Genomic DNA, 25,680 nt, shown 5'->3' with positions numbered 1-25,680 from the left:
GTAGTAATTATGGAGGTTGAGAGGGCAACGGATAAACCAGTTCAGTTCAAGGGAACAGAATATATACGGATTGGTTCATATAAGAAATACTTAAAGGATTTTCCTGATAAGGAACGTGCTCTTTGGAGAGCTTTCGATAAAACGCCATTTGAAGAAATGATCGCAGTGGAGAATGTACCAGAGTCTGAGGTACTCAAGGTTCTAGATTACCCAGCTTATTTTGAACTTTTAGATATAGAATTACCAGAAGATAGGTGGCGAATTTTAGAGCGATTATCTAGTGACAATATGATTAGGAAATGTGACGCTGGTGGATGGGATATTACAAATTTAGGTGCTATTCTTTTCGCCAAAAGGTTATCTAGTTTTAACCATTTAAAGAGAAAATCAGTACGAGTAATTATATACTCTGGCAAGGATAGAACTCATACTGAACGAGAACAAGAAGGTGTCAAAGGGTACGCTGCAGGATTTGAAGGGCTGATCGGATTTATAGATAATCTCTTGCCTAGAAACGAAATTATTGGTAAGGCTTTGAGGAAGGACGTTTCGCTGTATCCTGAATTAGCTGTTCGGGAATTGGTGGCTAATGCTATTATTCATCAAGATTTCTCATTACGTGGTACTGGTCCGATGATTGAGATTTTTTCAGACCGCATGGAAATAACTAATCCAGGAATACCACTTGTGCAAGTCGAACGTTTTATTGATAGTCCCCCTAGGTCTAGGAATGAAGCTCTGGCTTCATTTTTACGTCGTGTTGGGGTCTGTGAAGAGCGAGGGAGTGGATTTGATAAAGTAGTATCACAAACAGAGTTCTATCAATTGCCTGCTCCTATTATAGAAGTGACTGATGAACATACACGAGTCATCTTGTTTTCTCAAAAGCCCTTTTCAGAGATGGATAGGGAAGAGCGAGCTAGAGCGTGTTACCTGCATGCCTGCTTAAAGTATGTGACTAGGGACTTTATGACAAATGCAACGTTGCGATCCAGGTTTGGTATGGATGATAAGCAAATTTCAATCGCTTCAAGAATCATTAAAGATACAGTTGAAGTTGGAAAAGTGAAGCCTAAAGATCCGGGTACGGCTCCGAAACATATGAAGTATGTACCATACTGGGCATAAGTTATTTAACTTTTAACTTGCCGTTAACTTGCACATAATTGTCGTTCCGCGAAGAAAAGAGGCCAACACCTTTATTTTATAAGGACTGTAGCTCACTTAGCCTTTAGGTTTAACTTGCACGTAACTTTCGTAATGAACTACTACTATTAAATCAAAAAGCTACCTAGACAGGTTACTGTTTAAGGTAGCTTTTTTGATTTAATCAAAAAATACAAACATCAGTTCAATCCGCAGATAAATTTATCTGACCATTGCCACGTTAGCATATTACAGATACTACATTTTAACAATAAACAAAAATTTAATAGAGACTTCGATGTATGTATATTTTATTTTACAACTATCGGCAGAAACGAGACTTGATATCAAGTATGATAATTATGAGTACAATACCAAAAAAAGGAGAAGTAAATATGAACGATCATTTTAATGAGAATCGAGAGCTTGATATTCAACATTTTGAATGGTTTTTACCTAGCCCTCCAAAACCTGTCTTTACAATAGTTGTATCTGACGAGAAGGGAATCAGTTTGAACAGCAAACTCTGTGAATATATTCCGAGACAATTAAAAATAGGTATAAGTCAGGACGGGAAAAATTTAGGGCTGTTAGAGATTGAGGAAAAGGGATACCTTGTTCTTAAAAATGGGAAGATAAAGGGTCCTGAGTTGGTTCGATCACTTAAAACGCGTGGAATTCCTTTACCAGCAAATTATATCGTTGAGCAAAAAGATGATTTATGGCTTGCTACATTTGTTAACACTAACCCGGTTTCACTTATGCCTAGAAAAACTCCTAAAAAGCCAAGAAAAAATGGGCTTCGTACCATGCTTCCAAAGAAAGAAAATGATTGATGGAAAAAGTCACTGAAGCTGATGTTGTTAAACATTATTTTCCCCTCATTATCCAGGAATGTAAGAATTCTTATAAAGGATTGGAAAAAGAGGATCGAATTACAGAGGGTGTTCTTGCACTTATCTATGCTATACGTACTTATAGAACAAAATATGGATGCTTCGAAGACTATTTTTTACTACAGTTGAAAATAATTATGAAACAAAAAAACAAAGAAGCATGGGCAATAAAAAGATTAGAATCTATTTTCTCCTTGGACTCCCCAGCTTTTGCACACAATGACTCTCCCACACATATAGATTTCGTAAGATCAATTCCTCATGATGAAACTACTCTTGATGTAGATTGGTTTATAGAAAGCTTGTCTTCAACAGAAAGGCAGGTGGTACTTCTTTTGATAAATGATAGAGATTTATTGGGAATATCTAATAAGCTGAGTCTATCACTTAATCAGGTCCAGTCTGTAGTAAAGCGGCTTCAAATTAAAGCTATAGATTATCTAGACGCAGATAAGTAAGAGAGATGTATCAATCAAGGTTTTACTATATCGTTTAAATTGGAGAAGGGACCTAGCGTATAAGCAAGGCCCTTTTCCGTAAATGTCCCCTTAAGTGGTGTGCAGTCGGCCGATTTATATTAATTAAACCTACCTAATTATACTGAAGTTCGCTCCCCCCAGTCATCCTCACCTTCTCCCCCGTCCGCGCTGAAATCTCAATCGCATCAATCAACCGATGCAGCGCCAAAGCGCTATAGAAATCAGGCGTACCAGCTGTACCCGTCAGGATATCCTTCGCAAAAGACTGATGAGCCCGAAACACGTTGGTAAAAGGAGACTTTTCCTGATCCTCCTTGACCACGATGAAGTCATCAGGCTGGCTGGTGGCGATGGATTGAGATGAATTATATTTAGCCACCGATACATGCAATCGTCCATATTGGGGATGTCCGATGGATTGATTCTGGCCCAATCGAATGACTCCGTGTTCTCCTTGAATTTCCAGAAGAAATTGAGGGTAGGCTCCTCCCTGCAGATGCACGGCGATCGGAATGTTGGCATTAAGCTTGCCCTGGATAAGGTACTGATCCGCGGTGTTCTTCTCGATTTTGGCGTCACTCTCTATGATGTGGGCTTCGGTATAATGGGTATGCTGGCTTGCTTGAACTTCGGTGAACTGCCCGAAGATGAACGTTACAATGTCTAAGGCATGTCCTCCGTTGATGCTGAGCAGGGTTGCCCCATTTTTGCTATCTAAAATATAACTGCTTCCCTGATCCACCCAGTTCCCTTTAGCCTGTGTAGACACCTTCATATGGACCGATAGAATCTTTCCGAACTCTTGGTTATCTATCATTTGCTTCACAAGTTGCACTTCCTCGGATTGCCGGGACTGCAGGCCAATCGCATGCCGGATTGGCGAATGCCGGATTTCTTCCATAATCGAATTGACTTCCTCAAGATTTGCAGCCAGCGGCCATTCGCAGTAAACATGTTTCTGGGCCTGGATGGTGTCCAGTACGATCTGTTTGTGATACGGAGCTTTTACACTGACGATAACCATATCGACCTGATCGGACTCCAGCATTTTGGAATAATCATTATAGGCTTCCACAGCGCCAATTGCTTGAGCAGCTTCCTGGGCGGAGGTCAACTTGGTTGTGGCAACGGCGGTGATTTGGTGATGCTGGCTTTGAAGCAAAGCCGGAATATGTGTGGAGCTGGCCCACCGGTTGCGCAAGGACCCTCCGATAATGCCTACTTTTAGACGCTGTTCACTCATAACAGTCCCTCCCCTTATTTTCTCAACAGCAGTATAATACGTAATAGATATCATTAAAAATGTTTAATTCCGATACATATATCAATATTTAAGATGGGAGAAGAGGTGAGGTCGTGGACATTGAAAATATGAGAGCTTTTGTCGCGGTGGCAGAACATCAGAGTATCTCCTTGGCTGCGAAGGAGCTGCATCAGCTGCAGTCGAATATGACCGCCAAAATCAAGAAAATCGAACATGAATTCAACAAAGAGTTGTTCTACCGGAGACCCAGGGGAATGGAATTAAACGAGGATGGGGAGAAGCTCTATGCCCAGTTCAAGAAAATTATCTCTATGTGGGAAGAGACCCGTACGTTGATGAGTGAGGAAAGTCCGGTGCTGAAGCTTGGGCTCATGGGGAGTAAACATCCAAACAATTTCGATCAGGCCATGCGGAACTTGTATCAGAAATACAAGGATCTGAAAATGACCATTCGAACAGGAAGTACGACCAAGATTGAGGAGGAGCTTGCAAGCGGGGTGATCGACATTGGTTTTCTGGTTGGAAGGACGGACCATGCAGCCCTTCATTACAGGAAATATGGCACCGAAAAATTGGTCTTGGTTGGCAAGCATGCCGAGAGACCTCTTCAGGAAATTTTAGAGCGTGAGAATCTGATTATTTCCTCTCAGAACTGTTATTACAAGAAGATCATGGATCAATTGCTTGATGACCATAATATATCTCGGTCTGATTATGTGGAAATAGCCGCTTTGGATTCGATGATTACGATGTGTCAGCTGGGTATGGGGGTAACGCTGCTGCCGGAGGCCGATATGGGCAAGTTAGGGATCGGTAAGTATAGAGAGACCGGATTCAGTTACTGTGAAATTGAAAAATATATTTGTTACAGAAAGAATCATAAAATTACGGGGATTGAGCAGCAGTTGATCCATATGATCGTTACCGTATAGGGAAGACATTCGATTTTTAAGTCCAAGATTAGGTATGTTGAATTTTAGAATTGCCAATAGGCAATAGTGTGAAATGATTCTGGAGAAGCGAAGCGTTCGCCTTTGTGACCGGAAGAACATTTCATACGGCTGTCTCATGGTAAATCAATTTTAAACTTATATAAAATGAACTTTGCGGAGGGGACGAGTGATTCTGAAGAAGCGGAGCGTCCACCTTTGTCTCCGAAATGCCTCTACTTAGATATCTAGTTCAAGCATTTCGGAGACAACAGTGGTCGTAAGAACACTCGGCATCTCAGCGCTCTATAAGGGTAACCTTCATAAGTTCATTATATATATATTAATTATTCCTAAAACAACAGTTAGGGTGAACTGAGGATGAAAATTCTATTAGTCGAAGATGATCGAACGATCGCGTCTGGTCTGGAATATTCGCTGCAGCAGGATCAATTTTCCACCGTCCTTTGTTATGATGCTGCTTCTGCCAAAAAGGTGCTGGATGACGAGCTAGATCAATTCGCTTTATGTTTGTTTGATTTATCGCTTCCGGATGGGAGCGGTTATGATTTGTGCAGAATGGTCAAAGAGCGGAGCGATATTCCGGTCATTTTCTTAACGGCAATCGATGATGAGGTCAATGTGGTCATGGGGCTGGATATGGGGGCCGACGATTATATTACCAAGCCTTTCCGTATTCGTGAGCTTCTCTCGCGGATCAAATCTGTCCTGCGGAGATACCATAAGCCGTCACAAGCCAAACCATTCATTGATTTGCACAATGTCCGAATTAATACGCTGGAAGGTAAAGTCTATAAGAACGGGGCTGAAGTATCGTTGACCGCGTTAGAGTACCGCTTATTGCTGATTTTTGCCAACCATATTGGACAGGTTCTATCAAGAAATCAGCTTCTGGAGCAGATTTGGGATGTGGCCGGTGATTTCGTGAACGACAATACACTAACCGTGTATATTAAACGGCTGAGAGAGAAGTTAGAGGATGATCCGCAGCAGCCGGCGATAATCAAGACCGTACGGGGTTTGGGATATAAGGTGGGAGATTAGATGCTGCGCAATCGGGAGATTCAAATCTTGTTGGCCGTCATGGGCTCGATCGGTATAACGGCGACCGCAGCAGCTGCCTTCTTTTCGTCCATCGCGGCGATATTCGTCTTCATTGTATCCATGCTGTTTATGGGCAGCATTCTGGTATTCACAGGCTGGAGATATCGCGAGCTGGAGAAGCTCTCCGCCTATTTACGGCAGGTTAGCAGCGGCAACTATTCTCTGGACGTTCGTGATAATCAGGAAGGCGAGCTTAGCATTCTGAAGAATGATATTTATAAAATGACACTGATGTTATCAGAGCAGCGGTCGCTTCTACAGCGGGATAAATTGAAACTGACCGATGCCATTTCCGACATCTCTCATCAGCTCAAAACACCGCTTACCTCGATGACGGTCATGGCGGATTTGTTAAGCAGCCCTGATCTGCCGCCAGCCAAAAGAGCGGAGTTCACCTACAATATCCGTATCCAGCTTGAACGGATCGATTGGCTGGTCTCTTCCTTATTAAAGCTCTCCAAAATCGACGCACAGACCATCCAGTTCAAACAGGATCAAATTTCGGTAAAAAGGCTTATCCAGAAGGCATTAGAGCCGGTTCTTATTCCGATGGATATTAAGGAACAGACGGTTTCGATTCAGGGTGATGACCACGTCTCTTTCATGGGCGACTTCAATTGGACGGTGGAAGCTATCATCAATATTTTGAAAAACGCCGTGGAGCATACGGATCAAGGCGGGAGGATCGCCATATCTTTTTCGGAAAATGCACTATTTACGGAAATTGTGATCGCCGATAACGGAAAAGGCATTCCCAAGGAGGACTTGCCGTATATTTTCAAACGTTTCTATAAAGGAAAGAATGCTGGCGAGGGAAGCATTGGGATTGGTCTTGCGATGGCCCACAGCATTATTGCCAGCCAGAACGGCGTGATCGATGTAACGAGCGACAGCGAACGGGGCACGGAGTTTCGGATTAAGCTGTATAAACAAGTGATTTAACCAACCGTAAGTGACTAAACTGTCACCTTCACAGTCACCTGAGAGTCATTTTAGACCGATAAAATGATATTCATCAGATGAACGATGGAGGTAAGACGATGGATTTGAAACAACAACGAAAAACTATTTTCACTATCACGATATTCTACACCCTCTTTATTCTCTATTTTTTGTTTTTCGCTTTCGGCAGAGTAGGTAAGGCAGGTCTAAGCAAGGAGTACACCTTTATTTTTTTACCGGAGGATTTCTTCAGGATGCCAAGCCTATCTGATCTTCTACATCCTACGGTGATGGATTTGGTGGGACTTGGGAACATCGCAGCCTTCATTCCTTTTGGCATATTGATTCCTTGGTTATATCGGACCGGCTTTGTTCGCTTTATGGCCTTGTTCATCCTGTCCATTCTCGTGATCGAGACCATTCAGGCCCTAACTTTCCTCGGCAGCTTCGACATGAACGACGTCATACAGAACTCAATAGGCGCAGCCATCGGATTCGGGGCGTACAAGCTTGGCTTTCGCACCAAAAATATCTGGAGAAATATCGCTGCAACGGGCATTTCTGGTATGGTCTTGATGCTTGGGGTGTGGGGGGTCTTCGGAGTGCTTGACCAAGTGTTCACCAAAGAAATGGGCCCTTTTGTGGCGATCAACGAATTGAAGGATAGTACTGGCAATATAGCAACGGGAACCAAACCGCCCACTCTTAAGATTGGCGGTCAAGACGTGGAACCTAAGTACAATGTGTACAGCACTGAAGGTAAAAACAAGGAAACGTATACGTATTCGTTAGACAATAAGGAGGAGGTATATCTCTTCTTGAATTATGGAATTCCCGATGGAAAGGAAGTGCGTGGCAGCATCAGGATTACCGTTGATGGAGAAGAGCTCTTGTCTATATCTGCAGAAGGCGAGCGCCGTGAGCCGGATATGAGCTCAATTTATCTCTCCCAGGCCAATGAGCTTACGATAACTATTGAGGGGAATGAAACCCTATGGGATGTTGGCTTTAGAGAGATGGTATATACCTGGAATTGAGCATCTAGGGAGAGCCTAATTTTCCGAAGTGAGTTTTGTGCGAAGTCGATTCAGGAAGTAATGCTCACAAAACGGTTAGGAGGTATGGCCATGGAGATTTTAAGAATTGAGCACCTGTCTAAAATATACGGTACAGGCGAATCCGCGGTGAAGGCGCTTGACGATGTCTCCTTTTCGGTCCTCAAGGGCGAGTTCGTTGCGATTATCGGCCCGTCCGGATCAGGGAAATCGACGCTTCTCCATATGCTGGGCGGTGTGGATCGGCCCACTGACGGCAAAGTCTTCGTTGAGGATACGGACATGTATGACATGGACGAAACCCAGCTGGCGATCTTCCGGCGCAGACAGATCGGGCTGATCTACCAATTCTATAACTTGATTCCCGTTCTGACGGTGGAAGAGAATATCACGCTGCCGCTCCTGCTGGATAAACAAAAGGTAGATAAGCAGCTGCTGGACAATCTGGTGAAGACTTTGAATTTGCAGCATCGACTAAACCATCTGCCTAATCAATTATCCGGGGGGCAGCAGCAAAGGGTCTCGATCGGCAGAGCGGTTATTGGTAGCCCTGCGATCATGCTGGCGGACGAACCGACCGGGAATCTGGACAGTAAGAACAGCAGCGAAATCATTGACCTGTTAAAAATGCTGAACAAAACCCTCCAACAGACGCTGATCGTGATTACACATGACGAACGGATCGCTTTGCAAGCCGACAGGATCATCTCTATTGAAGACGGGAGGATTGCCAAAGACGAGGTGATCCGTCCATGAACATTGTTAATAAGCTAACGATTCGGCATTTGAAGCAAAATAAGAAACGAACGCTTGTAACGATCATAGGTGTTATCATTTCGGTTGCCATGGTGACGGCCGTTTCAACGCTAGGGTTTTCTTTTTTAGATTTGATGAAAAGGCAGACCATGATCGAGAACGGGGATTGGCATGTTCTGTATAACAATGTAAACCAGAAGCAGCTTGCAGCGATCCAGAAGGATGAGGCAACCGGGGCGGTTGCGGTCTCAAGGGATCTTGGCTATGCCCCTTTTGAAGGGGGCCAGAACAGCAACAGGCCGTATTTGTTCATCAAGGAGTATAATACCCAAGGTTTCACCCAATTTGGGGTTGTACCAAGCAAGGGCCGTCTTCCGCAGACAGACAAGGAGGTTGTTATCTCAGAAGCGCTTGCAGGGAATGCAAAGGTGAAATATGAAATCGGCGATCGTCTAACTCTGAATGTCGGGGAACGATTTGAGGAAGGCAGCAATCAACCGCTGAATCAGACCGAACCACTGCGTATGATGGACGACAAAATAACCGAAACCCTCCAGAATAAGAAGATAAGGCAATACACGGTGGTAGGCTTTATCAAACGTCCCGTGTGGGAACCGGCTTGGGCCCCGGGTTACACCCTTATTAGTTATACCGATGAGAACATGATGGGGGCGAACGATCGGGTCAATGCGGCAGTTGAGCTGCGGAAGGTAAACCGTTCCTTGTTCACTCATGCGGAAAACTTGGCTAAGCAGAACAACATCAAATCCGTAGAGTTTAATCACGATTTGCTTCATTATTATGGTGTGTCGAAAAGCGGGGCTACGAACAGCACGCTGATCTCCCTATCGGCCATCATTATGGTAGTCATTATGGTGGGTTCAGTATCGCTCATCTATAATGCTTTTGCGATCTCCGTCTCGGAGCGTTCCCGCCATTTAGGGATGCTTGCGAGTGTGGGGGCTACGAGAAGGCAGAAGAGGAATTCGGTATTCTTCGAAGGGTTCGTCATTGGCCTGATCAGCATTCCGATTGGGGTAATATGCGGGCTTGCCGGGACTGGGGTTACTTTTATATTCATTAACTCCATGATCCAGGGGGCTTTAGGGGTGACGGAAAAACTGACAATGATCATTACACCGCTATCCCTCTTGATTGCCTGTGCGGTTTCCATGCTGACGATTTTCATTTCGACCTATCTCCCCGCTGTAAAAGCGTCCAGGATTTCCGCCATGGATGCGATCCGCCAGACTGACGATATAAAGCTTACGGGCAAAGCGGTAAGAACATCAAAGCTCATTCGCAAGCTCTTCGGGATCGAAGGGGAGATCGGCCTGAAGAATCTGAAAAGAAACAAGCGGAGATATCATGCCACGGTCTTTTCGCTCGTCATCAGCATCGTCCTGTTTCTGACGGTATCCTTCTTTACATCCAGTCTGAAGCAGTCGCTGGATCTCTCGGGGGAAGGGGTCAACTACGATATTCAAGTCGCCTACGGAAATGGGAAAAGAATAGACGACCGGCTGTTACAGTCGATTACATCCCTTGAAGGTGTAACTGAATACAGCGTGATTCACGAGTTCTATGAAAAGACGTTGGTCGAAGAATCGTCCATCGCGGATGAATTGCAAGAGACGGTCAAGAAGGATCAGGGTAACCTTCAGAACGGGAAATATCCTTACGACATGAAGATCCATGCGTTAAATGATGCGAATCTGCGAGCCTATGCCCAAGCGGTTGGCACTGATTACAAGCAGTTAACAGACCCGAATCATCCCGCTGCCATCGTGCTGGATACGATTCATTATAAAGATATAAATACAGGCAAGTATGTTCAAACGAAGGCCATTTATGCAACAGTCGGCCAAAGCTTTGACTTGGTTGAAACTGATGAGAACACAGGGGAAGAGACGAGTGCAGGCCAAGTGACCGTTGCGGCTTTGACCGATCAAGCTCCTAAGGGATTGGAACCAGTAGGCGTAGGTGGGTTGAATCTCATCGTCTCGGAACAAGTTATGAACCAGTGGGTAAAGGGTAAGAGCGCGGAACCTGTGCAGACCTATCTCTATCTGAACAGCACAGAGCCTTTGAAGACACAGCAGGACATCGAAGAAATGAAAGAGGCGGGGCTGCAGGTCTATAATGTGTTTCAAGCGAGAAGAAACGATGAACAGAAAGTTCTGTTACTGTCTGTTTTCTCCTATGGATTTATCGTGTTAATCTCAGCGATTTCTATTGCGAATATTTTTAATACAATTTCTACGGGCATCTCTCTTCGAAAACGGGAGTTTGCGATGCTGAAATCGGTTGGAATGACCCCCAAGGGCTTTGCCAAAATGATGAATTACGAGAGTATTTTCTACGGGGCCAAGTCCCTGTTGTTCGGGCTTCCTATCAGCGTCGCTGTCATGTATATGATCTATAGGGCATGGGCGAACAAATTCAGCTACGAATTTGCCCTCCCTTGGATGAGTATGCTTACTGCCATTGCGGCGGTATTTCTCATGGTTGGCTCGGCTATGTTATATTCCAGCACGAAAGTGAAGAAGGAAAACATTATCCATGCGTTAAAGCAGGAGAGTATATAAAAGGGAACAGGCTCTGACTTGGTTAAGTCAGGGCCGTTTTTTTATTTAGACGAAGGATGGTGGATCATCGTGTCATCGTGCTGCTTACTCTAGGTGCAGCCGGGTTCGCTGTGGCCCCTTATCTTCTAATTAACTCCCAGCATAGCCGTTCATATGGCAGTAATACGCAGCATGGTGACATAACATCATCTTGACAGTATGACATTATCCGACAAAATGACCGATCCCGCCGCCTCCTCTGCCGCCGCTTGTAAAGCTTTCATCCAAGGAATAAGCTTCTGTCGTTCGTCCCCAGAAAGTAATGGCAATAAGCCGTTATATGACAGTAATTCAGCATGGTGACATAACGGCATCTTGGCAGTATGACAATTATACTGCAATACTCGGGGAGACAAATCGCTTTGCACTGAATGTCAAACAATAACCCTGAGGAGGAGAAAGAAAACAAATGAACAAGAAATTATTAACGAGGTTGGCGCTTACTACAATATGTATAAGTTTGGCCGGTTGTTCCACAGTAGGAAACCCATCAACATCATCCAGTGCGGGCAATACGCCTGCATCTAAGCTTGAAACTGCCGTGAAGGACAAACAGACTCCATTACAGTGGCTGGAGAAGAATGCAAGCAAATTAACAACAGCAGAGCCTGGTGCTTCTTTGGAAGATTTACAACCACTTAAAGAGATGATAGGATCTGCTCCTATTGTTGGTTTAGGCGAAGCTTCTCATGGCATGCATGAAATATTCACGATGAAACACCGTATCGTACAGTTTTTGGTTACGGAGTTGGGGTTTACAAACCTTGTCTTAGAGGAGAACTGGGGGCAAGGATTGATGCTTGATCAATATGTTCTTACAGGTAAAGGGCATCCAAGCAAAATTCTTAGCCCTATGTTTAACAATAAAGAAATGACGCAAATGTTGGAATGGATTCGTGACTACAATGCCGATCCCAAACATCCCAATAAAGTACGTGTGATCGGGATGGACCAAAAAAAATTAGATGAACATGTGTTTAACAAAATTTCGGACTATATCAAACAATATCATCCGAATTTGATTTCTCAATTAAATAACAAAATGAAAGAGCTTATTCCCGCAACAAAAGACGAACAAAGTTTTGAGAAACTGTCGAAAGATGAGAAAGAAAAGCATCTTTCCAATGCCCGGTCTATTATTGAGCTGCTAGAAAAAAATAAAGCTAATGCCGGCAAGCAAAAAGAAGCTTACGAATGGGCATTGCATAGCGCCCGTATTATCGAGCAATTTATTCATATGTTTTCAGCTGAACAAACGCCGGAGTTCTTCTTAAGACATGATATTGCAATGTATGAAAATGCGAAGTGGACACAAGAACAATGGGGGAAAACCATGGTATGGGGTCATAACGGACATATATCCAAAACCAATATTCTTCCATTCGTATATCCGGAGATGTCAGGACAACATTTGGCTAAACATTACGGCGACAAATACGTATCCATCGGGACATCAACTCATTCAGGTTCATATAACGTTGTTAATGAAAGTGGCAAATTCGGTCCTTATGGAACGGTTAAAGTCGATGACCCCAAAAGCATTAACTATACCGTCGGACAAGTCAAACATGATCAATATTTTGTAGACTTGCGCAAAGCAAGCGGTTCGGTGAAAACCTGGCTAGATGAAACCCGTCCTCTACTTGCCGGAGTAACAACATTGGGACCTCAAATACCTTTGTTTGTAGACGCTGCATTCGGGAAGACATTTGACATCTTTTTCTATATTAAAAAGGTCACTCCATCACATATGAATGAATAATACGATGATTCCCTAATCAAAAGGAGGAACGAAATGAACAAAATTTCTATGCTCACTGTATCGACAATGATTGCCGCGACTCTATTACTGCCATTGTCAGGAACTGGTTTTGCCAAGCAGGCGGGTACCCCCGTTACTACTTACAGTCAAGATTCGCAGACCAAAGCCAAGCAACTTATCGATAAAGCTGCTAACCATCAAAATATACCGGGCGTAATTGTAGCTTCCTCAAACAAAGGAGCAAAATGGGCATATGCTTCCGGTGAAGCAAGCATTTACGGTGCTGACCCGGTTAAGACGAACTTTACTTTCCGTATCGGTAGTCTAACAAAGACGTTTACTGCAGTGGTCATTCTTCAGCTTGTCGATGAACAAAAACTGAACCTGGATGATACGATAGAAAAATGGCTGCCTGATGTTGTTAAGGGTACTGAATATGAAGGGGATCATATCACGATTCGGCAACTATTAAACCAAACAAGCGGCATTCCTGACTATTCAGAACATAAGGATATTCTCGATAAATTACTCCCAAACCCGTTACATTCCTTTTCTGATGATGAATTAGTTCGTACTGGGCTGAACATGAAGGCAATCTCTAAGCCTGGAGAGAAATGGGTTTACTCCAATACGAATACAGTACTGGCAGGGATGATTATTAAGAAGGCTACTGGAGAAACATACGGGGACCATATTAGGAAACGTTTCATAGCTCCCCTTAAGCTAACGAGTACTTATGTACCCGACGATTACTCGTTTATTCCAGGTGAACATGCTCGAGGATACTTCATACTCGACGGACAATTCATAGATAGAACCGAAATGAATCCCTCTTGGGCATCTGCTGCGGGATCTATAATCTCCTCAGCGGATGATCTGAATACATTCTTCCGTGCTGTACTTAGTGGCAAACTATTAAAACCAGCTACTTTAGATCAGATGTTAACTGGGGTGAAAACTCCAATAGGTGAATATGGCTTGGGGATCCTTGGAACAAAGCTGAAGAATGGTATTACGATTTGGGGGCATGGCGGCAACTTTCCAGGATTCGCAACGTTCGCAGGTGGAACTCGCGGCGGGGATTATGTACAAACCCTTAATATCAATGCGATGCCTTCTGAAATGGATACGTTATCCCTTTCCAAAAGCATTGCCGAGCAACTTATTGGCTTTTCATCACATTAAGAATACCAGCAAGAAAGAATCGCTATAAAAGTTTTGTCCGGTACTTATTCTTTCCCCTTATGATATGTTGTAAGGAATAAGAACCGAAAGGGTGACCTTAAGCCAATGATCTACTAATCCTGTTCCATATAAGAAATATCGTAACCTTACGATTTTTTTGGATAGGATTAGTGCGGGCTTTTATATATCAACAATAGGATCAGGCTCCTTTTTAAGGGAGCCGTGTATCCTTTTGTCCGTATGTCTGCCTCCTGTCCAGAAATGGGTAAGGGGGCTTTTTGTATTGTGGACAAAATGCAGTTTTACACCATTGGAGTTCATAACATTTTGCGAGAAAGTAAGGAGGTTTCAGTATGTTTAAATTAACAAATAAAAAAATTATACTCGCTATTCTCATGATCAATATATTTATTGTTATGGTCGGGGTTGGTTTGATTACTCCCATTCTGCCACAATTGATCCTGGAATTTGGAGCAAACGGGCAGTCGATGGGACTGTTAGTAGCTGCCTATGGGGTTACACAGTTCCTATTATCCCCGATCACCGGGCAGCAGTCTGACCGCTATGGAAGAAAAGTGTTCATCGTTACGGGCGTCATTGTTTTTGCCGCAGCTAAATTTATATTTGCTGTTGGAGATGCGCTGTGGATGCTGTATATCTCCCGCTTGCTGGAGGGAGTGGCCGCAGCTTTGATTGTGCCGCCAATGATGGCTTATGTAGCTGATATCACCACAACGGAGGAGCGTGCCAGAGGCAACAGCCTGTTAGCCGCAGCCATGTCCTTTGGATTTGTGATTGGACCTGGGCTTGGGGGTATTCTTGCAGGGTATGGAACGAGGGTTCCGCTCTATGTGGCGGCAGGTGCGGCTGTGGTTGGAGTCGTCTTTTCAATGTTATGTCTGCCCGAAAGCCTGTCGAAGGAGCAAATGAGAGCTGCACGGGAAGTGGTTACGCGGAAGGAGTCACTCTTTAAACAATACGCGAGATCTTTGAAATCCAAGTATGCCATTCTCTTTATCCTTGTCCTTGTGATGACCTTTGGGCTCGCTAATTATGAGTCGGTTCTCGGTTTGTATGTGACGAAAAGGTTTCAGTTCTCACCTCAAAGTATTGCCATAATTCTGACGACAGGCGCTATTATTGGCGTTGCCATGCAGGCATTGATGGTGGCCAGAATAATTAAGAGGTTTGGTGAGAAAATGGTGATCAAAGGCGCTCTTCTGATCACCTCGTGTGCTTATATCGTGCTTATTTTTGTTAAGGATTTCTGGAGTATCTTCCTGATAACCTCCAGTATTTTCTTTGCTACAGCTATACTCCGCCCAGCTCTTAATACCCAATTATCGAAGCTGGCCGGGAACGAACAAGGATATGTGGCGGGGATGAATAATGCCTATATGAGTTTAGGCAATATCATTGGCCCTATTCTAGCCGGGCTCTTATTTGATGCTCATATGTTCGCCCCTTTTATAACAGGCTGTTGTATTTTGTTTGTTGCCTACTTAATGACGTTGAAATTCAAATAAATGTGATTAGATTGGTAGTCTTCCCCTTGCTGATGGGAGAGAGTGAGGTACTACCCCTTCATCTGACTCCGCGAATTAAAAAAGTCCGGTACCCCAGCTGCACGAACAGGATTACGCTCAGCGATACACTGCCCGCAATTCCCAGCATGATGGCGATTTGATACTCGATCGCGACAACAGGGGAGGCGCCTCCAAGGATTTGCCCGGTCATCATGCCGGGTAAGAAGACGATGCCCATGCCCACCATAGAGTTGATTGTAGGCAGCATGGCGGCGTCGAAGGCTTGATTGACAATCGGCTTGGAGGCCACTTTGGGCGTGGCGCCGAGGATGAGAGCCCCCTCCACAAGGTGTCTCTTGGAGCTCATCCCTTCCAGAAGGTGATTTACGCCAAGTGAAATTCCGGTCATCGCATTGCCGATGATCATTCCCGCGATGGGGATCACGTACATGGGATCATACCAGGGAGATACACATAAGACGACAAGGATAAAATAACCGAGACTGGCGACGGTTCCGGTCACCATGGAGACCGCGATGATCTTTTTCATCTCTCCGGATAATGGCGCCTTCGTACGCTTGTAAATGTTATATACCGAGAAGATCAGCATAATGGCCGTGATCCCAATCGTGTATAAGGGATGAGAGTGCTTGAACACGTAAGCCAGGATATACCCGACAAGAATGAGCTGAAGGGTCATGCGTACGGAGGACACCAGAATTTCCTTCTCCCGGTCGATGCCTCTGATTTTGACGATCACAAGCAGCAGAACAATGAAGATATAGGCCGCGGCTAGCTGCCAAAAGGACAGATCCATACTTCCATTTCCGTTCACCCGCTACACCACCTCTCGTGCAATAACTTGGCCCTTACTGACCTCAATGACATGATCGGCAAAGGCCGCAACTAAATCCTTTGAGTGCGTGACCATAATCATGGTCTTCTGCCGGGGACGGACATATTCGGCCAGCTTCTTCATAACAAACTGGGCAGTATCCTCATCTAGTGCCGAGGAGGGTTCATCGAGCAGCAGGACGGAGGGTTCCATCAGAAGCACTCTGGCTAAGGCCAGCCGCTGCTTCTCTCCCCCGGATAGAGACTCGGCATCCTGATCCAGCTCTTTTCGCAGATGGACCTTTTCCAGTGCTTCAAGCAAATTATGTTCCGAGGCAGCAGGCTTACCCGAGAATTCAAGCCCAATCTGCAAATTATCCCGTACGGACCCTTTGAAAATGGTGGGACTTTGCGTCAGCATAACGACGTTTCGGCGCAGCTCAATAGGGTCGCATTCGGAAATGGGGACATCATTCACCCATATTTCACCCTCATCACAGCTGATCAGGTGATTTAGCAGTTTTAACAGGGTCGTTTTGCCGCTCCCGCTCTCTCCGACAATGCAGGTGATCTGCCCGAAGGGGATATCCAGATGGTCAATATTGAGGATGTCCTTATAATTCACATGGCGCAGTGCAAACACAGCAAATCCGCTCCTTCTATATGTAGATTGGGTTCTCCAATATGACAATCTTGATCATACATAATTGTAGCTTAGGACCAGACAGACGGAAGTGGGGATATTTCCCATATTTTTTAATGGACAGGAACATTCACTCATGATATGTTCGGGACATCATCAGGAAAGTAGGGAGAGTTATGATCGTGTGGTTTCGGCATTTGCCACAGGTAGATTTAGACGGGGCGGAATGGAAACCCTTCATTCAAAATCCCTGGTTTCGTAACCACTTTATGAAGTTTGTTTATTTCATCATGGCTGCTTTTATCATCGGGTTCATTGGGCTTCTGGAATTTTCAGGAGTCACAAACGTTCCCCTTGGGCTTATTGTTCTTTTTGTTTTTATCATACATGAAGTTCTACATATTCTAGTGATTTACACTAAAGGCGACATCAGCCTAACGTTCAGTGGAATATTCTTTTGGCTCAATACAGATGCGGTTCTATCTAAAAGACGGTTTTGGGTGTTTATGAGTTTGCCTTTTATCGGATTATCCGTTATCCCAGCAGCAGCTTCGCTCTTTGTATCCGGGCATCCCCAATCCCTTCTGTTAATTATCAGCTGGGTGAATTTAATTATTTCTTCCTCCGACCTTGTAAATTCATGCTTAATTCTCCTGAAACCGAATAAATCTGAATTTTGCAGAGGCTGCTATCGGGTGAAATAACGGTTTCCCGTAATAGTAGTAACCACAGTTGATTCACTTCAATCCCCGGTCTGTTCCTGCGGCTCAGCCGCTTGAGGCTGGAAATTGGCCTTCGCACGGTAATGCTTAGGTGAGATCCCCTTCACCTTCTTGAACACTTTGGAGAAAAGAAGAGGATCATTATAACCAACCGAACGGGAGATATCGCCGATCGTGAGCTCGGCATGCTCCATCATTTCACAGGCTTTGTTGATTCTGTAGCGGACCAGATACTCCTGAATGCTTGCATTCATTTGTTGTTTGAACAACGAGCCCAAGTAGCTTCGGTTAAGTCCAATAAAATGGGCGATATCCTCAATCGTAATTTTCTGGGCATAGTTCATTTCGATGAAATCCGTCACCTTCTCCACGTAAATCTCCGCCCGGCTCTCCTTCTCACTTGGGGGAACTGCCGGGCCATACTCCACAAGCAGCGATAGCAGCATGTACAGCAGCCCGGTCAGTCTGGTTTCCCGAGCTTTTATGTAAGCTTTGGACTCTATCATCAACTGCACGTATTGATAGATCATGTCATCCCGATCATAGTGCAGGATCGGGGATGCCTGCGTAAGACCCGCCTGCTTGAGGAGCCATTCAGCCAATGTCCCATGAAATCCGACCCAGCAATAAGACCAAGGGTTTAGAACATCGGCCTGATAATAAGTAATGATGTCCGGGCAGATGAGAAACCCCTGTCCTTTTTTTAGATGATACCTCCTTCCACCCACCTCGAAGACGCCTTCCCCGTCTAAAATATAATGCAGCAAATAATGCTCCCTTACGGCCGGCCCATAAAAATGCCCAGGTATGCAATTCTCCACACCAAATTGGGTCAGATATAGTTCCGAATGATGCTTGCTGCGCGGCAAATATTCAATCACGGCAAATCTCCTCTTACCCTTCTATCTCGTATCTAGCATTGTGCCATGTTTAGTGAGCACCATGCCATGTACTCAGTATATAAAATATAATATAGTGTTTTCGAAGACTCAACCATTACGTTGTCATATCGAATCAAGCTTTAAACCATATTATGGAGAAGCAGTCTTCTATGTGATTTTTAAGAGAGTAATGTCCGTAGAGGATCGCTTCTAAACAGAGAGGATGTATATTCATGGGCGTGTTGGTTCAGGAGCAAGCCGGGCTGTTTCATCTGCAGTCGCCTGGCATGAGTTATATGATTCAGATCGTGGACGGGTATCCATTGCATGTCTACTGGGGAGGCAGGCTGAAGCACCGGGAACAGATGGATGATCTGTTGATTCATACCCCGGCAAAGGCCGGACTTGACCGGCTGCCCCAAGAGTATCCGCAGTACGGGAGTGGGGACTTCCGTAACCCGGCGTACCAAGCAGAACTGGAGGATGGAACCCGGATCACGGAGCTGAAGTATGAAGGATACCGGATTTTGAAGGGAAAGCCATCGTTATCAGGGCTTCCGGCTGTATATACCGAGGATGATGCCGAAGCGGAGACACTGGAGCTGGAATTAAAGGATGCCTATTCGGGCCTGAAGGTCATTCTTAGCTACACGATTTTTGCAGATCGAAATGTGATCACCCGTTCAGCCCGTTTGAGTAATGCGGGGGACAACAATCTCCGGCTTCGCCGTGCCCTCAGCGCCAGTGTCGATTTCTCCGGCAAGAGTGATTTAGAGATGATGTATCTGACGGGAGCCTGGGCCAGGGAAGCTAACATTATCCGCAAGCCGATTCATCAAGGTGAGACCCGGATCGATAGTAAAAGAGGCATGAGCAGCCATCAGTTCAACCCTTTTGCCGCTTTGGTCACTCCAGAGACTACGGAAAGCCATGGTGAAGCCTACGGCTTTAGCCTTGTGTACAGCGGAAGCTTTGAAGCTGAAGCGGAAGTGGACTCGTTTGGCTCCACACGGGTAAGCATCGGCTTGAACTCGTTTGACTTCGCTTGGCTGCTCAGCCCGGGCGAGAGCTTCCAGACACCTGAGGCTGTCATGGTGTACTCTGGCCAAGGCCTTGGAGGCATGTCGCGTACATATCACCGCTTGTACCGGACCCGGCTCTGCCGTGGGAAATTCCGGGACGAGGAACGGCCGATCCTGGTCAACAACTGGGAGGCAACTTATTTCAACTTCGACGCCGACAAGCTGGTCTCGATCGCGGAAGAGGGAGCAAGGCTTGGCATTGAGCTGTTTGTCCTGGATGACGGCTGGTTCGGCAAGAGGGACTCCGACAATTCGTCGCTCGGCGATTGGTATGAAGACCGCCGGAAGCTGCCGGACGGGCTGGCGGATGTCGCCCAGCGCGTTAACGAGCAGGGCCTGAAGTTCGGTCTCTGGTTCGAGCCTGAGATGATCTCACCGGACAGCGAGCTGTACCGGAAGAATCCGGATTGGTGCCTGCATGTTCCGGGAAGAAGACGCAGTGAAGCCAGATGGCAGCTGGTGCTCGATTACACCCGCCAGGAGGTGCGCGATTATATTTTCGACTCGCTTTCCGCCATCTTCACAACGGTGCCGGTCTCATACGTGAAATGGGACATGAACCGTGCTCTGACGGAGATCGGTTCTGCTGCTCTGCCACCGGAACGCCAATCCGAGACGGCCCACCGCTATGTCCTTGGACTGTATGAGCTGCTGGAGCGCATCACTTCCGCATTCCCGCATATTCTGTTCGAGAGCTGCTCCAGCGGCGGCGGACGTTTTGATCCGGGTATGCTGTATTACATGCCTCAGACCTGGACCAGCGATAACACCGACGGGGTGGAACGGCTGAAGATTCAATACGGCACCAGCCTGGTGTATCCGGTTAGCGCCATCGGGGCACACGTATCGGCCGTTCCGAACCACCAGGTTGGACGGATGACACCTCTGGAGTTCCGGGGAGATGTCGCTATGTCCGGGAACTTCGGATATGAACTGGATCTGACGAAATTTACCGATGAAGAGAAGGAGATCGTCAAACGCCAAGTCTCAGCCTATAAGGAGATTCGCGGTTTGGTTCAGAAGGGGGACTTGTACCGGCTTAAGAGCCCTTTCCAAGGGAACGAGTCGTCCTGGATGTTTGTGTCGGAAGACCAGAAGGAGGCTGTCGTCTACTATTTCCAAGTGATGGCTGTGCCGAACGCGCCTCTGCGGAGCTTGCGTCTTGACGGGCTTAATCCGGAACTTGAATACGAAGTTCAACCTGGAAATAACGGAGAAACGTCAATCCACGGAGGAGACAGACTTATGCAGTTAGGTCTGACCCTTGCCTACCAACAGAAAGACTATGAGAGCGGATGGTTCAGACTCCGGGCGGTAACACCCTGAAAGGTGACTGACGTATAGTCCAGGAACAGGTAGGGCCTGAACAATCGATAAAGATATGCCCCTTTTATTCAAAAAGGGGCATTTTGCATGTAGTAGGCAAACTTGGCAGGGGAGGGTCATCCATGCTTTTTATCCGCATCATGAATGACATGAAGATGAAGAAGAAGCTTGCATTTACGTTTATTTCAGCAGCCGTACTTCCCTTACTGCTCTGCGGCCTGCTTCTCATCGGGAAGCTTCGTGAAATTGTTATTAAGGATGCTTTTAAGCAAATCTCCACCAATGTGGAGCGTGTCCAGAAGCGTATGGAAGAATTGATCAACGTACCGCTGGATATCTCCTACCGGCTAACCAACGACAATCGCATGAAACGGGTGGCCAGCCAAAAGTACAGCAGCTATGCCGAGGTCGTGAAGACGTACCGGGATTACACGGATATTCGCGACTATCTCCAGCTGTACAAAGAAATTTCCGGCATCCGCGTCTATGCCGTTAATCCGGGAGCACTCAACAACTGGGAGTTTATCCAGCCTGACCCAACGATCACTAACATGAGCTGGTACAAGGAGGCCATAGAGCAGAAGGGGCTCGCAGGCTGGAATTTGATTAAGGATGAACGCAGTGGTACCGACTATCTTAGTCTGATTCGTTCATTTTCATTGGATTCCTTGGGACGAAAAGGGGTGCTGGTTATCAATGTGAGCAAGCAGCCGCTTAGCTCCATTCTGGACCAAGAATCGTTCCCTACTTTAATCGTGGATACGAAGAACCGGATTGTGGCTTCCAATGAACCAGGCATGTTCGGAAAGAATCTTTCAGAGATTCATGCTGATGAAAACATACTTAACGGGCAGGAGGGAAGTTACGATACACTGCTGGGCGGCAAAGCGTCCAAGGTCGTTATCGCCAGGCTGAATCCGCAGAACAGCTGGAATGGGCTGCGCATTATTTCTATTTTTTCCGTATCCGAGATTACCCGTGATGCGAATCAGGTCATCCGGCTCGGCATTGTCGTGATCACGGCCAGCCTTGTATTTGCCGTTCTGCTGATCTATGCCTCAGCATCGCTGCTGTCCAAGAGGCTCCTCCGCCTGAGCCGGCATATGACCAAGGTGGGGGCAGGCTCCTGGGATACTTTTCTTCATATCGATGGAAAAGATGAAATCGGCGTGCTGTCCAGGCAGTTTAACGCGCTGGTTAGAAACGTAAACCAGCTGGTAGATGAGGTCCAGGAGACGAATCGTCAGAAAAGTCTGGTGGAGCAAAGACAGAATGAGATGAAGTTCAAGATGCTGGTAAGCCAAATTAACCCCCATTTCCTGTTCAACTCGCTGGAATCGATCCGGATGGAGGCCCATATCCGCAGACAGGATGATATTGCTGAGGCGGTATGGCTGCTCAGCAAGCTGCTGCGCAGCAGTCTGGAGGCGGGCAACGGCAGGATTTCGCTGCGCGAGGAGCTTGAACGGGTGCGGTGTTATCTTGATATTCAGAAGTTCCGGTACGAGGACCGCTTGAAGTACCGCTTGGAGGCTGATACGAAGCTGGAGGAGCTGTCTGTGCCGCCGATGATCATCCAACCCTTGGTGGAGAATGCGATCATCCACGGCCTGGACAACCGGGCGGAAGGTGGTGTCATTGTGGTGGAAGTAAGAGAGATCCGGGAAGGTGTCCGGGTTCGGGTATGTGACAACGGAACAGGGTTCCCGGCTGACCGCCTTGCCCAGGTACGGAAGGAGCTTGCCTCACCTGTTAAGCAGCATGAGGGCAAGAGCATCGGCCTGCAGAACGTCAACGACCGGCTGGTCTTGCTTTACGGGGAATCAAGCGCTTTGGTTATCGAGAGTGAACCTGGCTTCGGAGCTTGCATTACGTTTGTTATTCCAGGAGGTGAGCCCAATTGATTAAGGTAGTTATTGTGGACGACGAGCCTAAGCTTCGTCAAGGTCTTCAGACTCTGATTCCGTGGGAGCAGCTGGGGTTTACCGTTACAGCCACGGCAGCCAACGGACAAGAAGCCTTGGAAGTCATTAAGGAGGAAACTCCGGACCTCGCCATTGTCGATATCCGTATGCCGCTAATGGATGGGCTGGAGTTGATTCGGAACCTGACAACCTCCGGCCATCAGATGCACTTTATTATTCTTAGCGGATATGCCGACTTCGAGTATGCCAAGATGGCCATTAAGTACGGAGTGACCGGATACATTCTGAAACCTGTGGATACGGAGGAAATGGCAGCCAACTTAAAGCGGGTGCGTGAGCGTATTGAAGAGGAGCGGATGAAGCGGGCGCAGCCATTCGTAGAGGCGGTGAACCCGAGGTGGCTGCTGCATCAGCTGCTTGATCCCCAGGAGAAAGCCATAGAATCAGCCAAGCTGATAAGCATGGCTGAAGAAGCTGATCTGTTGTGGAGCAGCTATGAGGTCATTGCCGTTCTCCCGCAGGTTCCCGAAGCAGGCCGTGCTGATGCGCTGTATCGGCTTTCAGAGGCATGGAGACCGCTCATCGAAGGAGAGTACAGGGGGGCCGTAACTCTCCGTCCCCCATACGCCATCCTCCTTCTCCAGGAGCCACTGCGCGGGAGGCAGCGGCGGGAGAAGCTGTACCGGGAGCTCCGGAGCTCGGCGAACGGGCTGCGGTTTACAGCTGCTACCGGAGGAGCGGTGTCTTCGCCTGAAGAGATTGGCCATTCCTATTTAAAAGCTCAGGAATCGATTCAACAAGCGTTCTTCGGTGAGAAGGGCCGGCTGCTGGGACCAATCCCTCCGGTGTATCCTCTGCCAGAGCCAGACTGGCTGTCTAGTGACGGCGACACCGAAGAGATAACGGAGCAGATCATCTTCCGCCTGTATTACAGTCTGGATGTTGGAAACCATTCGGGGATACGCCCACTCTTGGACGAGGCGGCAGCATTCTTCTTAAGACAGGGACAGGATGAGAAGGTTGTCAAGGAATCCTTCTTTTTTCTAACCAACGCGGTCATTCATAAGCTGACCGAAGGCTCTCACAAGAAATTGATGGGAACCGAGACCGTGTCCCGTTTCTTGAACGGGATTCTCCAATATGAGGTTCTGGACGATCTCCTGGAGGAGACCCACCGTTTCCTGCTTGCACTGGCAGAGGACGCCGGGCCGGGAGGCAAGGAGCAGGAGCTGAAGAAGATGATCAGCTTCATCCATAGGCATTACGCGGAGAACCTGAGACTCGACACATTAGCCGGGCTGCTCAACTACAGCACAGCCTATCTGGGGCAGCTGTTCAAGAACAAGACCGGGGAGTACTTCAACACCTACCTGGACAGGGTCCGCATTGAGAAAGCCAAGGAGCTGCTGGGCCAGGGGATGAAGGTATACGAAGTGGCCGAGCGTGTCGGCTACACGAACGTGAACTATTTTCACAGCAAATTCAAAAGGTACGAGGGCCGCTCCCCATCGGATTATAAAAATCCATAATTTCTAGATGATTTTCTCCGAAATCCGTGATATGGGCGGAGCCTTCTCTCTGATCTATGATGGAATCCAAGGGAGGGAAGGAATTATGAAAGCGGCAACACTAGAAAGGGAAGGCGCTTACAAAGAGAAAAAGAAGAATGCCTGGAAGGTATTTAAAAATCAGAAATACCTGTACTTCATGTCCATTCCGTTTGTTCTCTGGGTCTTTGTCTTCCAGTACTTGCCCCTGTGGGGCTGGACAATGGCCTTCCAGAAATATAGACCGGGCGTTAATTTCTTTGATCAGAAATGGGTCGGCCTGGATCATTTCCGCACCTTGTTCCAGGATGGGCATTTCTATCAGGTGCTCAGGAACACACTTGCCATGAGCCTCATGGGCCTGGTCGCCGGTTTTATTATACCGGTTGTTTTTGCTCTGCTGCTCAATGAGGTCCGGATTCAGGTTATGAAGCGATTCGTACAGACCGTATCTTATTTGCCGCATTTTGTATCATGGGTAGTCGCGGCAGGCATTGTCACCAAGATGCTCTCGACGGACGGCGGTGTCGTGAACGATATCCTGATGGGCTTGCACATTATTGATAGGCCGATCCAGTTCATGGCCCAGGGGAATTGGTTCTGGGGAATTGTAACTGGTGCCGACATCTGGAAGGAGACAGGCTGGAACGCCATTATCTATCTGGCTGCCATCTCCGGTATTGGCCCTGAGCTGTACGAAGCCGCACGGGTGGATGGTGCCAGCCGGCTCAGACAGATGTGGCATATCACGCTGCCGGGGATCCGTTCAACCATTATTGTTCTCTTGATTATGTCTATCGGACATTTGCTTGGGACCGGCTTTGAGAAGCAATTCCTGCTGGGCAATCACATGGTCATCGACTACTCTGAGGTGCTTGATTTGTATGCGCTTAACTATGGTCTTGGGATGGGGCGCTACTCCTTCGGGACGGCAATCAATATCTTCAATTCAGTGATCAGCCTAATCCTGTTGTTTGCGGCTAACGGAATTTTTAAGCGTTTTACCAAAGAAAGCATCATGTAGGGAG

General features: G+C 46.7%; 21 protein-coding genes. 17 read left to right on the top strand and 4 right to left on the bottom strand.

Features of this window, described 5'->3' with window-relative positions:
- From KJS63_RS23225 to KJS63_RS23215, 3 genes are all read left to right on the top strand, one after another.
- Positions 1-1,128, top strand: a 1,128-nt coding sequence (locus KJS63_RS23225) for an ATP-binding protein (protein ID WP_213621288.1), incomplete at its 5' end; no start/stop codon positions are given.
- Between the two features lie 413 nt (positions 1,129-1,541).
- Positions 1,542-1,982 (top strand): hypothetical protein, encoded by a 441-nt coding sequence (locus KJS63_RS23220; RefSeq protein ID WP_213621287.1) that lies wholly within the window; start codon positions 1,542-1,544, stop codon positions 1,980-1,982.
- On the top strand, positions 1,982-2,500 hold the full coding sequence (locus tag KJS63_RS23215) for an RNA polymerase subunit sigma-70 (protein WP_213621286.1): 519 nt from the start codon (positions 1,982-1,984) through the stop codon (positions 2,498-2,500). The genes KJS63_RS23220 and KJS63_RS23215 overlap by 1 nt, the downstream gene beginning before the upstream one ends.
- A 133-nt stretch (positions 2,501-2,633) precedes the next feature.
- On the opposite strand, the gene KJS63_RS23210 is transcribed toward KJS63_RS23215, so the two are convergent.
- Positions 2,634-3,764 (bottom strand): Gfo/Idh/MocA family protein, encoded by a 1,131-nt coding sequence (locus KJS63_RS23210; RefSeq protein WP_213621285.1) that lies wholly within the window; start codon positions 3,762-3,764, stop codon positions 2,634-2,636.
- Positions 3,765-3,877: 113 nt separating this feature from the next.
- Here KJS63_RS23210 and KJS63_RS23205 point away from each other — a divergent pair, with 113 nt between their 5' ends.
- The 9 genes from KJS63_RS23205 to KJS63_RS23165 all read left to right on the top strand — a co-directional run bounded on the left by KJS63_RS23205 (position 3,878) and on the right by KJS63_RS23165 (position 15,692).
- Complete coding sequence (locus KJS63_RS23205; protein WP_213621284.1) at positions 3,878-4,717, top strand: LysR family transcriptional regulator; 840 nt, start codon at positions 3,878-3,880, stop codon at positions 4,715-4,717.
- Between the two features lie 378 nt (positions 4,718-5,095).
- The gene (locus KJS63_RS23200; RefSeq protein ID WP_213621283.1) at positions 5,096-5,779 is read left to right on the top strand and encodes a response regulator transcription factor; all 684 of its coding nucleotides are present in this window, start codon (positions 5,096-5,098) and stop codon (positions 5,777-5,779) included.
- Positions 5,780-6,781: a sensor histidine kinase gene (locus tag KJS63_RS23195; RefSeq protein WP_213621282.1), complete on the top strand. Its 1,002-nt coding sequence runs from the start codon at positions 5,780-5,782 to the stop codon at positions 6,779-6,781.
- A 98-nt stretch (positions 6,782-6,879) separates the two neighbouring features.
- On the top strand, positions 6,880-7,818 hold the full coding sequence (locus KJS63_RS23190) for a VanZ family protein (RefSeq protein WP_213621281.1): 939 nt from the start codon (positions 6,880-6,882) through the stop codon (positions 7,816-7,818).
- Positions 7,819-7,908: 90 nt separating this feature from the next.
- Positions 7,909-8,592: an ABC transporter ATP-binding protein gene (locus KJS63_RS23185; RefSeq protein WP_213621280.1), complete on the top strand. Its 684-nt coding sequence runs from the start codon at positions 7,909-7,911 to the stop codon at positions 8,590-8,592.
- The gene (locus tag KJS63_RS23180; protein WP_213621279.1) at positions 8,589-11,180 is read left to right on the top strand and encodes an FtsX-like permease family protein; all 2,592 of its coding nucleotides are present in this window, start codon (positions 8,589-8,591) and stop codon (positions 11,178-11,180) included. Before KJS63_RS23185 ends, KJS63_RS23180 begins: the two co-directional genes overlap by 4 nt.
- 448 nt (positions 11,181-11,628) lie before the next feature.
- Positions 11,629-12,981 carry an erythromycin esterase family protein gene (locus KJS63_RS23175; protein WP_213621278.1) on the top strand — a complete coding sequence of 451 codons (1,353 nt, stop codon included), beginning with the start codon at positions 11,629-11,631 and terminating at the stop codon, positions 12,979-12,981.
- A gap of 33 nt (positions 12,982-13,014) precedes the next feature.
- Positions 13,015-14,166: a serine hydrolase domain-containing protein gene (locus KJS63_RS23170; RefSeq protein WP_213621277.1), complete on the top strand. Its 1,152-nt coding sequence runs from the start codon at positions 13,015-13,017 to the stop codon at positions 14,164-14,166.
- A 353-nt stretch (positions 14,167-14,519) separates the two neighbouring features.
- Positions 14,520-15,692: an MFS transporter gene (locus tag KJS63_RS23165; RefSeq protein ID WP_213621276.1), complete on the top strand. Its 1,173-nt coding sequence runs from the start codon at positions 14,520-14,522 to the stop codon at positions 15,690-15,692.
- A 58-nt stretch (positions 15,693-15,750) separates the two neighbouring features.
- Here KJS63_RS23165 and KJS63_RS23160 read toward each other — a convergent pair whose 3' ends face one another.
- Complete coding sequence (locus tag KJS63_RS23160) at positions 15,751-16,527, bottom strand: ABC transporter permease (protein ID WP_374706308.1); 777 nt, start codon at positions 16,525-16,527, stop codon at positions 15,751-15,753.
- A gap of 3 nt (positions 16,528-16,530) precedes the next feature.
- Positions 16,531-17,169 carry an ABC transporter ATP-binding protein gene (locus tag KJS63_RS23155; protein WP_213621275.1) on the bottom strand — a complete coding sequence of 213 codons (639 nt, stop codon included), beginning with the start codon at positions 17,167-17,169 and terminating at the stop codon, positions 16,531-16,533.
- A gap of 176 nt (positions 17,170-17,345) precedes the next feature.
- On the opposite strand from KJS63_RS23155, the gene KJS63_RS23150 reads away from it, so the two are divergent.
- Positions 17,346-17,873 carry a DUF3267 domain-containing protein gene (locus KJS63_RS23150; protein WP_213621274.1) on the top strand — a complete coding sequence of 176 codons (528 nt, stop codon included), beginning with the start codon at positions 17,346-17,348 and terminating at the stop codon, positions 17,871-17,873.
- A 38-nt stretch (positions 17,874-17,911) separates the two neighbouring features.
- On the opposite strand, the gene KJS63_RS23145 is transcribed toward KJS63_RS23150, so the two are convergent.
- A complete protein-coding gene (locus tag KJS63_RS23145) occupies positions 17,912-18,772 on the bottom strand; it encodes an AraC family transcriptional regulator (RefSeq protein ID WP_213621273.1) in 861 nt (286 codons plus the stop codon).
- 233 nt (positions 18,773-19,005) lie between these two features.
- Between KJS63_RS23145 and KJS63_RS23140 the strand changes: the two genes are divergently transcribed.
- From KJS63_RS23140 to KJS63_RS23125, 4 genes are all read left to right on the top strand, one after another.
- Positions 19,006-21,180: an alpha-galactosidase gene (locus tag KJS63_RS23140; protein WP_213621272.1), complete on the top strand. Its 2,175-nt coding sequence runs from the start codon at positions 19,006-19,008 to the stop codon at positions 21,178-21,180.
- Between the two features lie 122 nt (positions 21,181-21,302).
- Entirely contained in the window at positions 21,303-23,084 is a 1,782-nt protein-coding gene (locus KJS63_RS23135; protein ID WP_213621271.1) for a sensor histidine kinase, read from the top strand.
- The gene (locus tag KJS63_RS23130) at positions 23,081-24,634 is read left to right on the top strand and encodes a response regulator transcription factor (RefSeq protein ID WP_213621270.1); all 1,554 of its coding nucleotides are present in this window, start codon (positions 23,081-23,083) and stop codon (positions 24,632-24,634) included. The genes KJS63_RS23135 and KJS63_RS23130 overlap by 4 nt, the downstream gene beginning before the upstream one ends.
- An 85-nt stretch (positions 24,635-24,719) precedes the next feature.
- Positions 24,720-25,676: an ABC transporter permease gene (locus KJS63_RS23125; protein WP_068613176.1), complete on the top strand. Its 957-nt coding sequence runs from the start codon at positions 24,720-24,722 to the stop codon at positions 25,674-25,676.
- Positions 25,677-25,680 lie beyond the last annotated feature (4 nt).

The sequence above is a fragment of the Paenibacillus sp. J22TS3 genome (assembly GCF_018403205.1).
In the GTDB taxonomy this organism is placed as follows: Bacteria; Bacillota; Bacilli; order Paenibacillales; family Paenibacillaceae; genus Fontibacillus; species Fontibacillus tuaregi.
Note: the sequence above shows the minus strand (reverse complement) of the source record. Positions and strands in the feature narration are given on the sequence as shown.

Bases quoted from the DNA above. Each gene is read 5' to 3' on its own strand.
- KJS63_RS23220 (WP_213621287.1), top strand. From the start codon at position 1,542: ATGAACGATCATTTTAATGAGAATCGAGAGCTTGATATTCAACATTTT.
- KJS63_RS23215 (WP_213621286.1), top strand. From the start codon at position 1,982: ATGGAAAAAGTCACTGAAGCTGATGTTGTTAAACATTATTTTCCCCTC.
- KJS63_RS23210 (WP_213621285.1), bottom strand. From the start codon at position 3,764: ATGAGTGAACAGCGTCTAAAAGTAGGCATTATCGGAGGGTCCTTGCGC.
- KJS63_RS23200 (WP_213621283.1), top strand. From the start codon at position 5,096: ATGAAAATTCTATTAGTCGAAGATGATCGAACGATCGCGTCTGGTCTG.
- KJS63_RS23195 (WP_213621282.1), top strand. From the start codon at position 5,780: ATGCTGCGCAATCGGGAGATTCAAATCTTGTTGGCCGTCATGGGCTCG.
- KJS63_RS23190 (WP_213621281.1), top strand. From the start codon at position 6,880: ATGGATTTGAAACAACAACGAAAAACTATTTTCACTATCACGATATTC.
- KJS63_RS23185 (WP_213621280.1), top strand. From the start codon at position 7,909: ATGGAGATTTTAAGAATTGAGCACCTGTCTAAAATATACGGTACAGGC.
- KJS63_RS23180 (WP_213621279.1), top strand. From the start codon at position 8,589: ATGAACATTGTTAATAAGCTAACGATTCGGCATTTGAAGCAAAATAAG.
- KJS63_RS23175 (WP_213621278.1), top strand. From the start codon at position 11,629: ATGAACAAGAAATTATTAACGAGGTTGGCGCTTACTACAATATGTATA.
- KJS63_RS23170 (WP_213621277.1), top strand. From the start codon at position 13,015: ATGAACAAAATTTCTATGCTCACTGTATCGACAATGATTGCCGCGACT.
- KJS63_RS23165 (WP_213621276.1), top strand. From the start codon at position 14,520: ATGTTTAAATTAACAAATAAAAAAATTATACTCGCTATTCTCATGATC.
- KJS63_RS23150 (WP_213621274.1), top strand. From the start codon at position 17,346: ATGATCGTGTGGTTTCGGCATTTGCCACAGGTAGATTTAGACGGGGCG.
- KJS63_RS23140 (WP_213621272.1), top strand. From the start codon at position 19,006: ATGGGCGTGTTGGTTCAGGAGCAAGCCGGGCTGTTTCATCTGCAGTCG.
- KJS63_RS23135 (WP_213621271.1), top strand. From the start codon at position 21,303: ATGCTTTTTATCCGCATCATGAATGACATGAAGATGAAGAAGAAGCTT.
- KJS63_RS23125 (WP_068613176.1), top strand. From the start codon at position 24,720: ATGAAAGCGGCAACACTAGAAAGGGAAGGCGCTTACAAAGAGAAAAAG.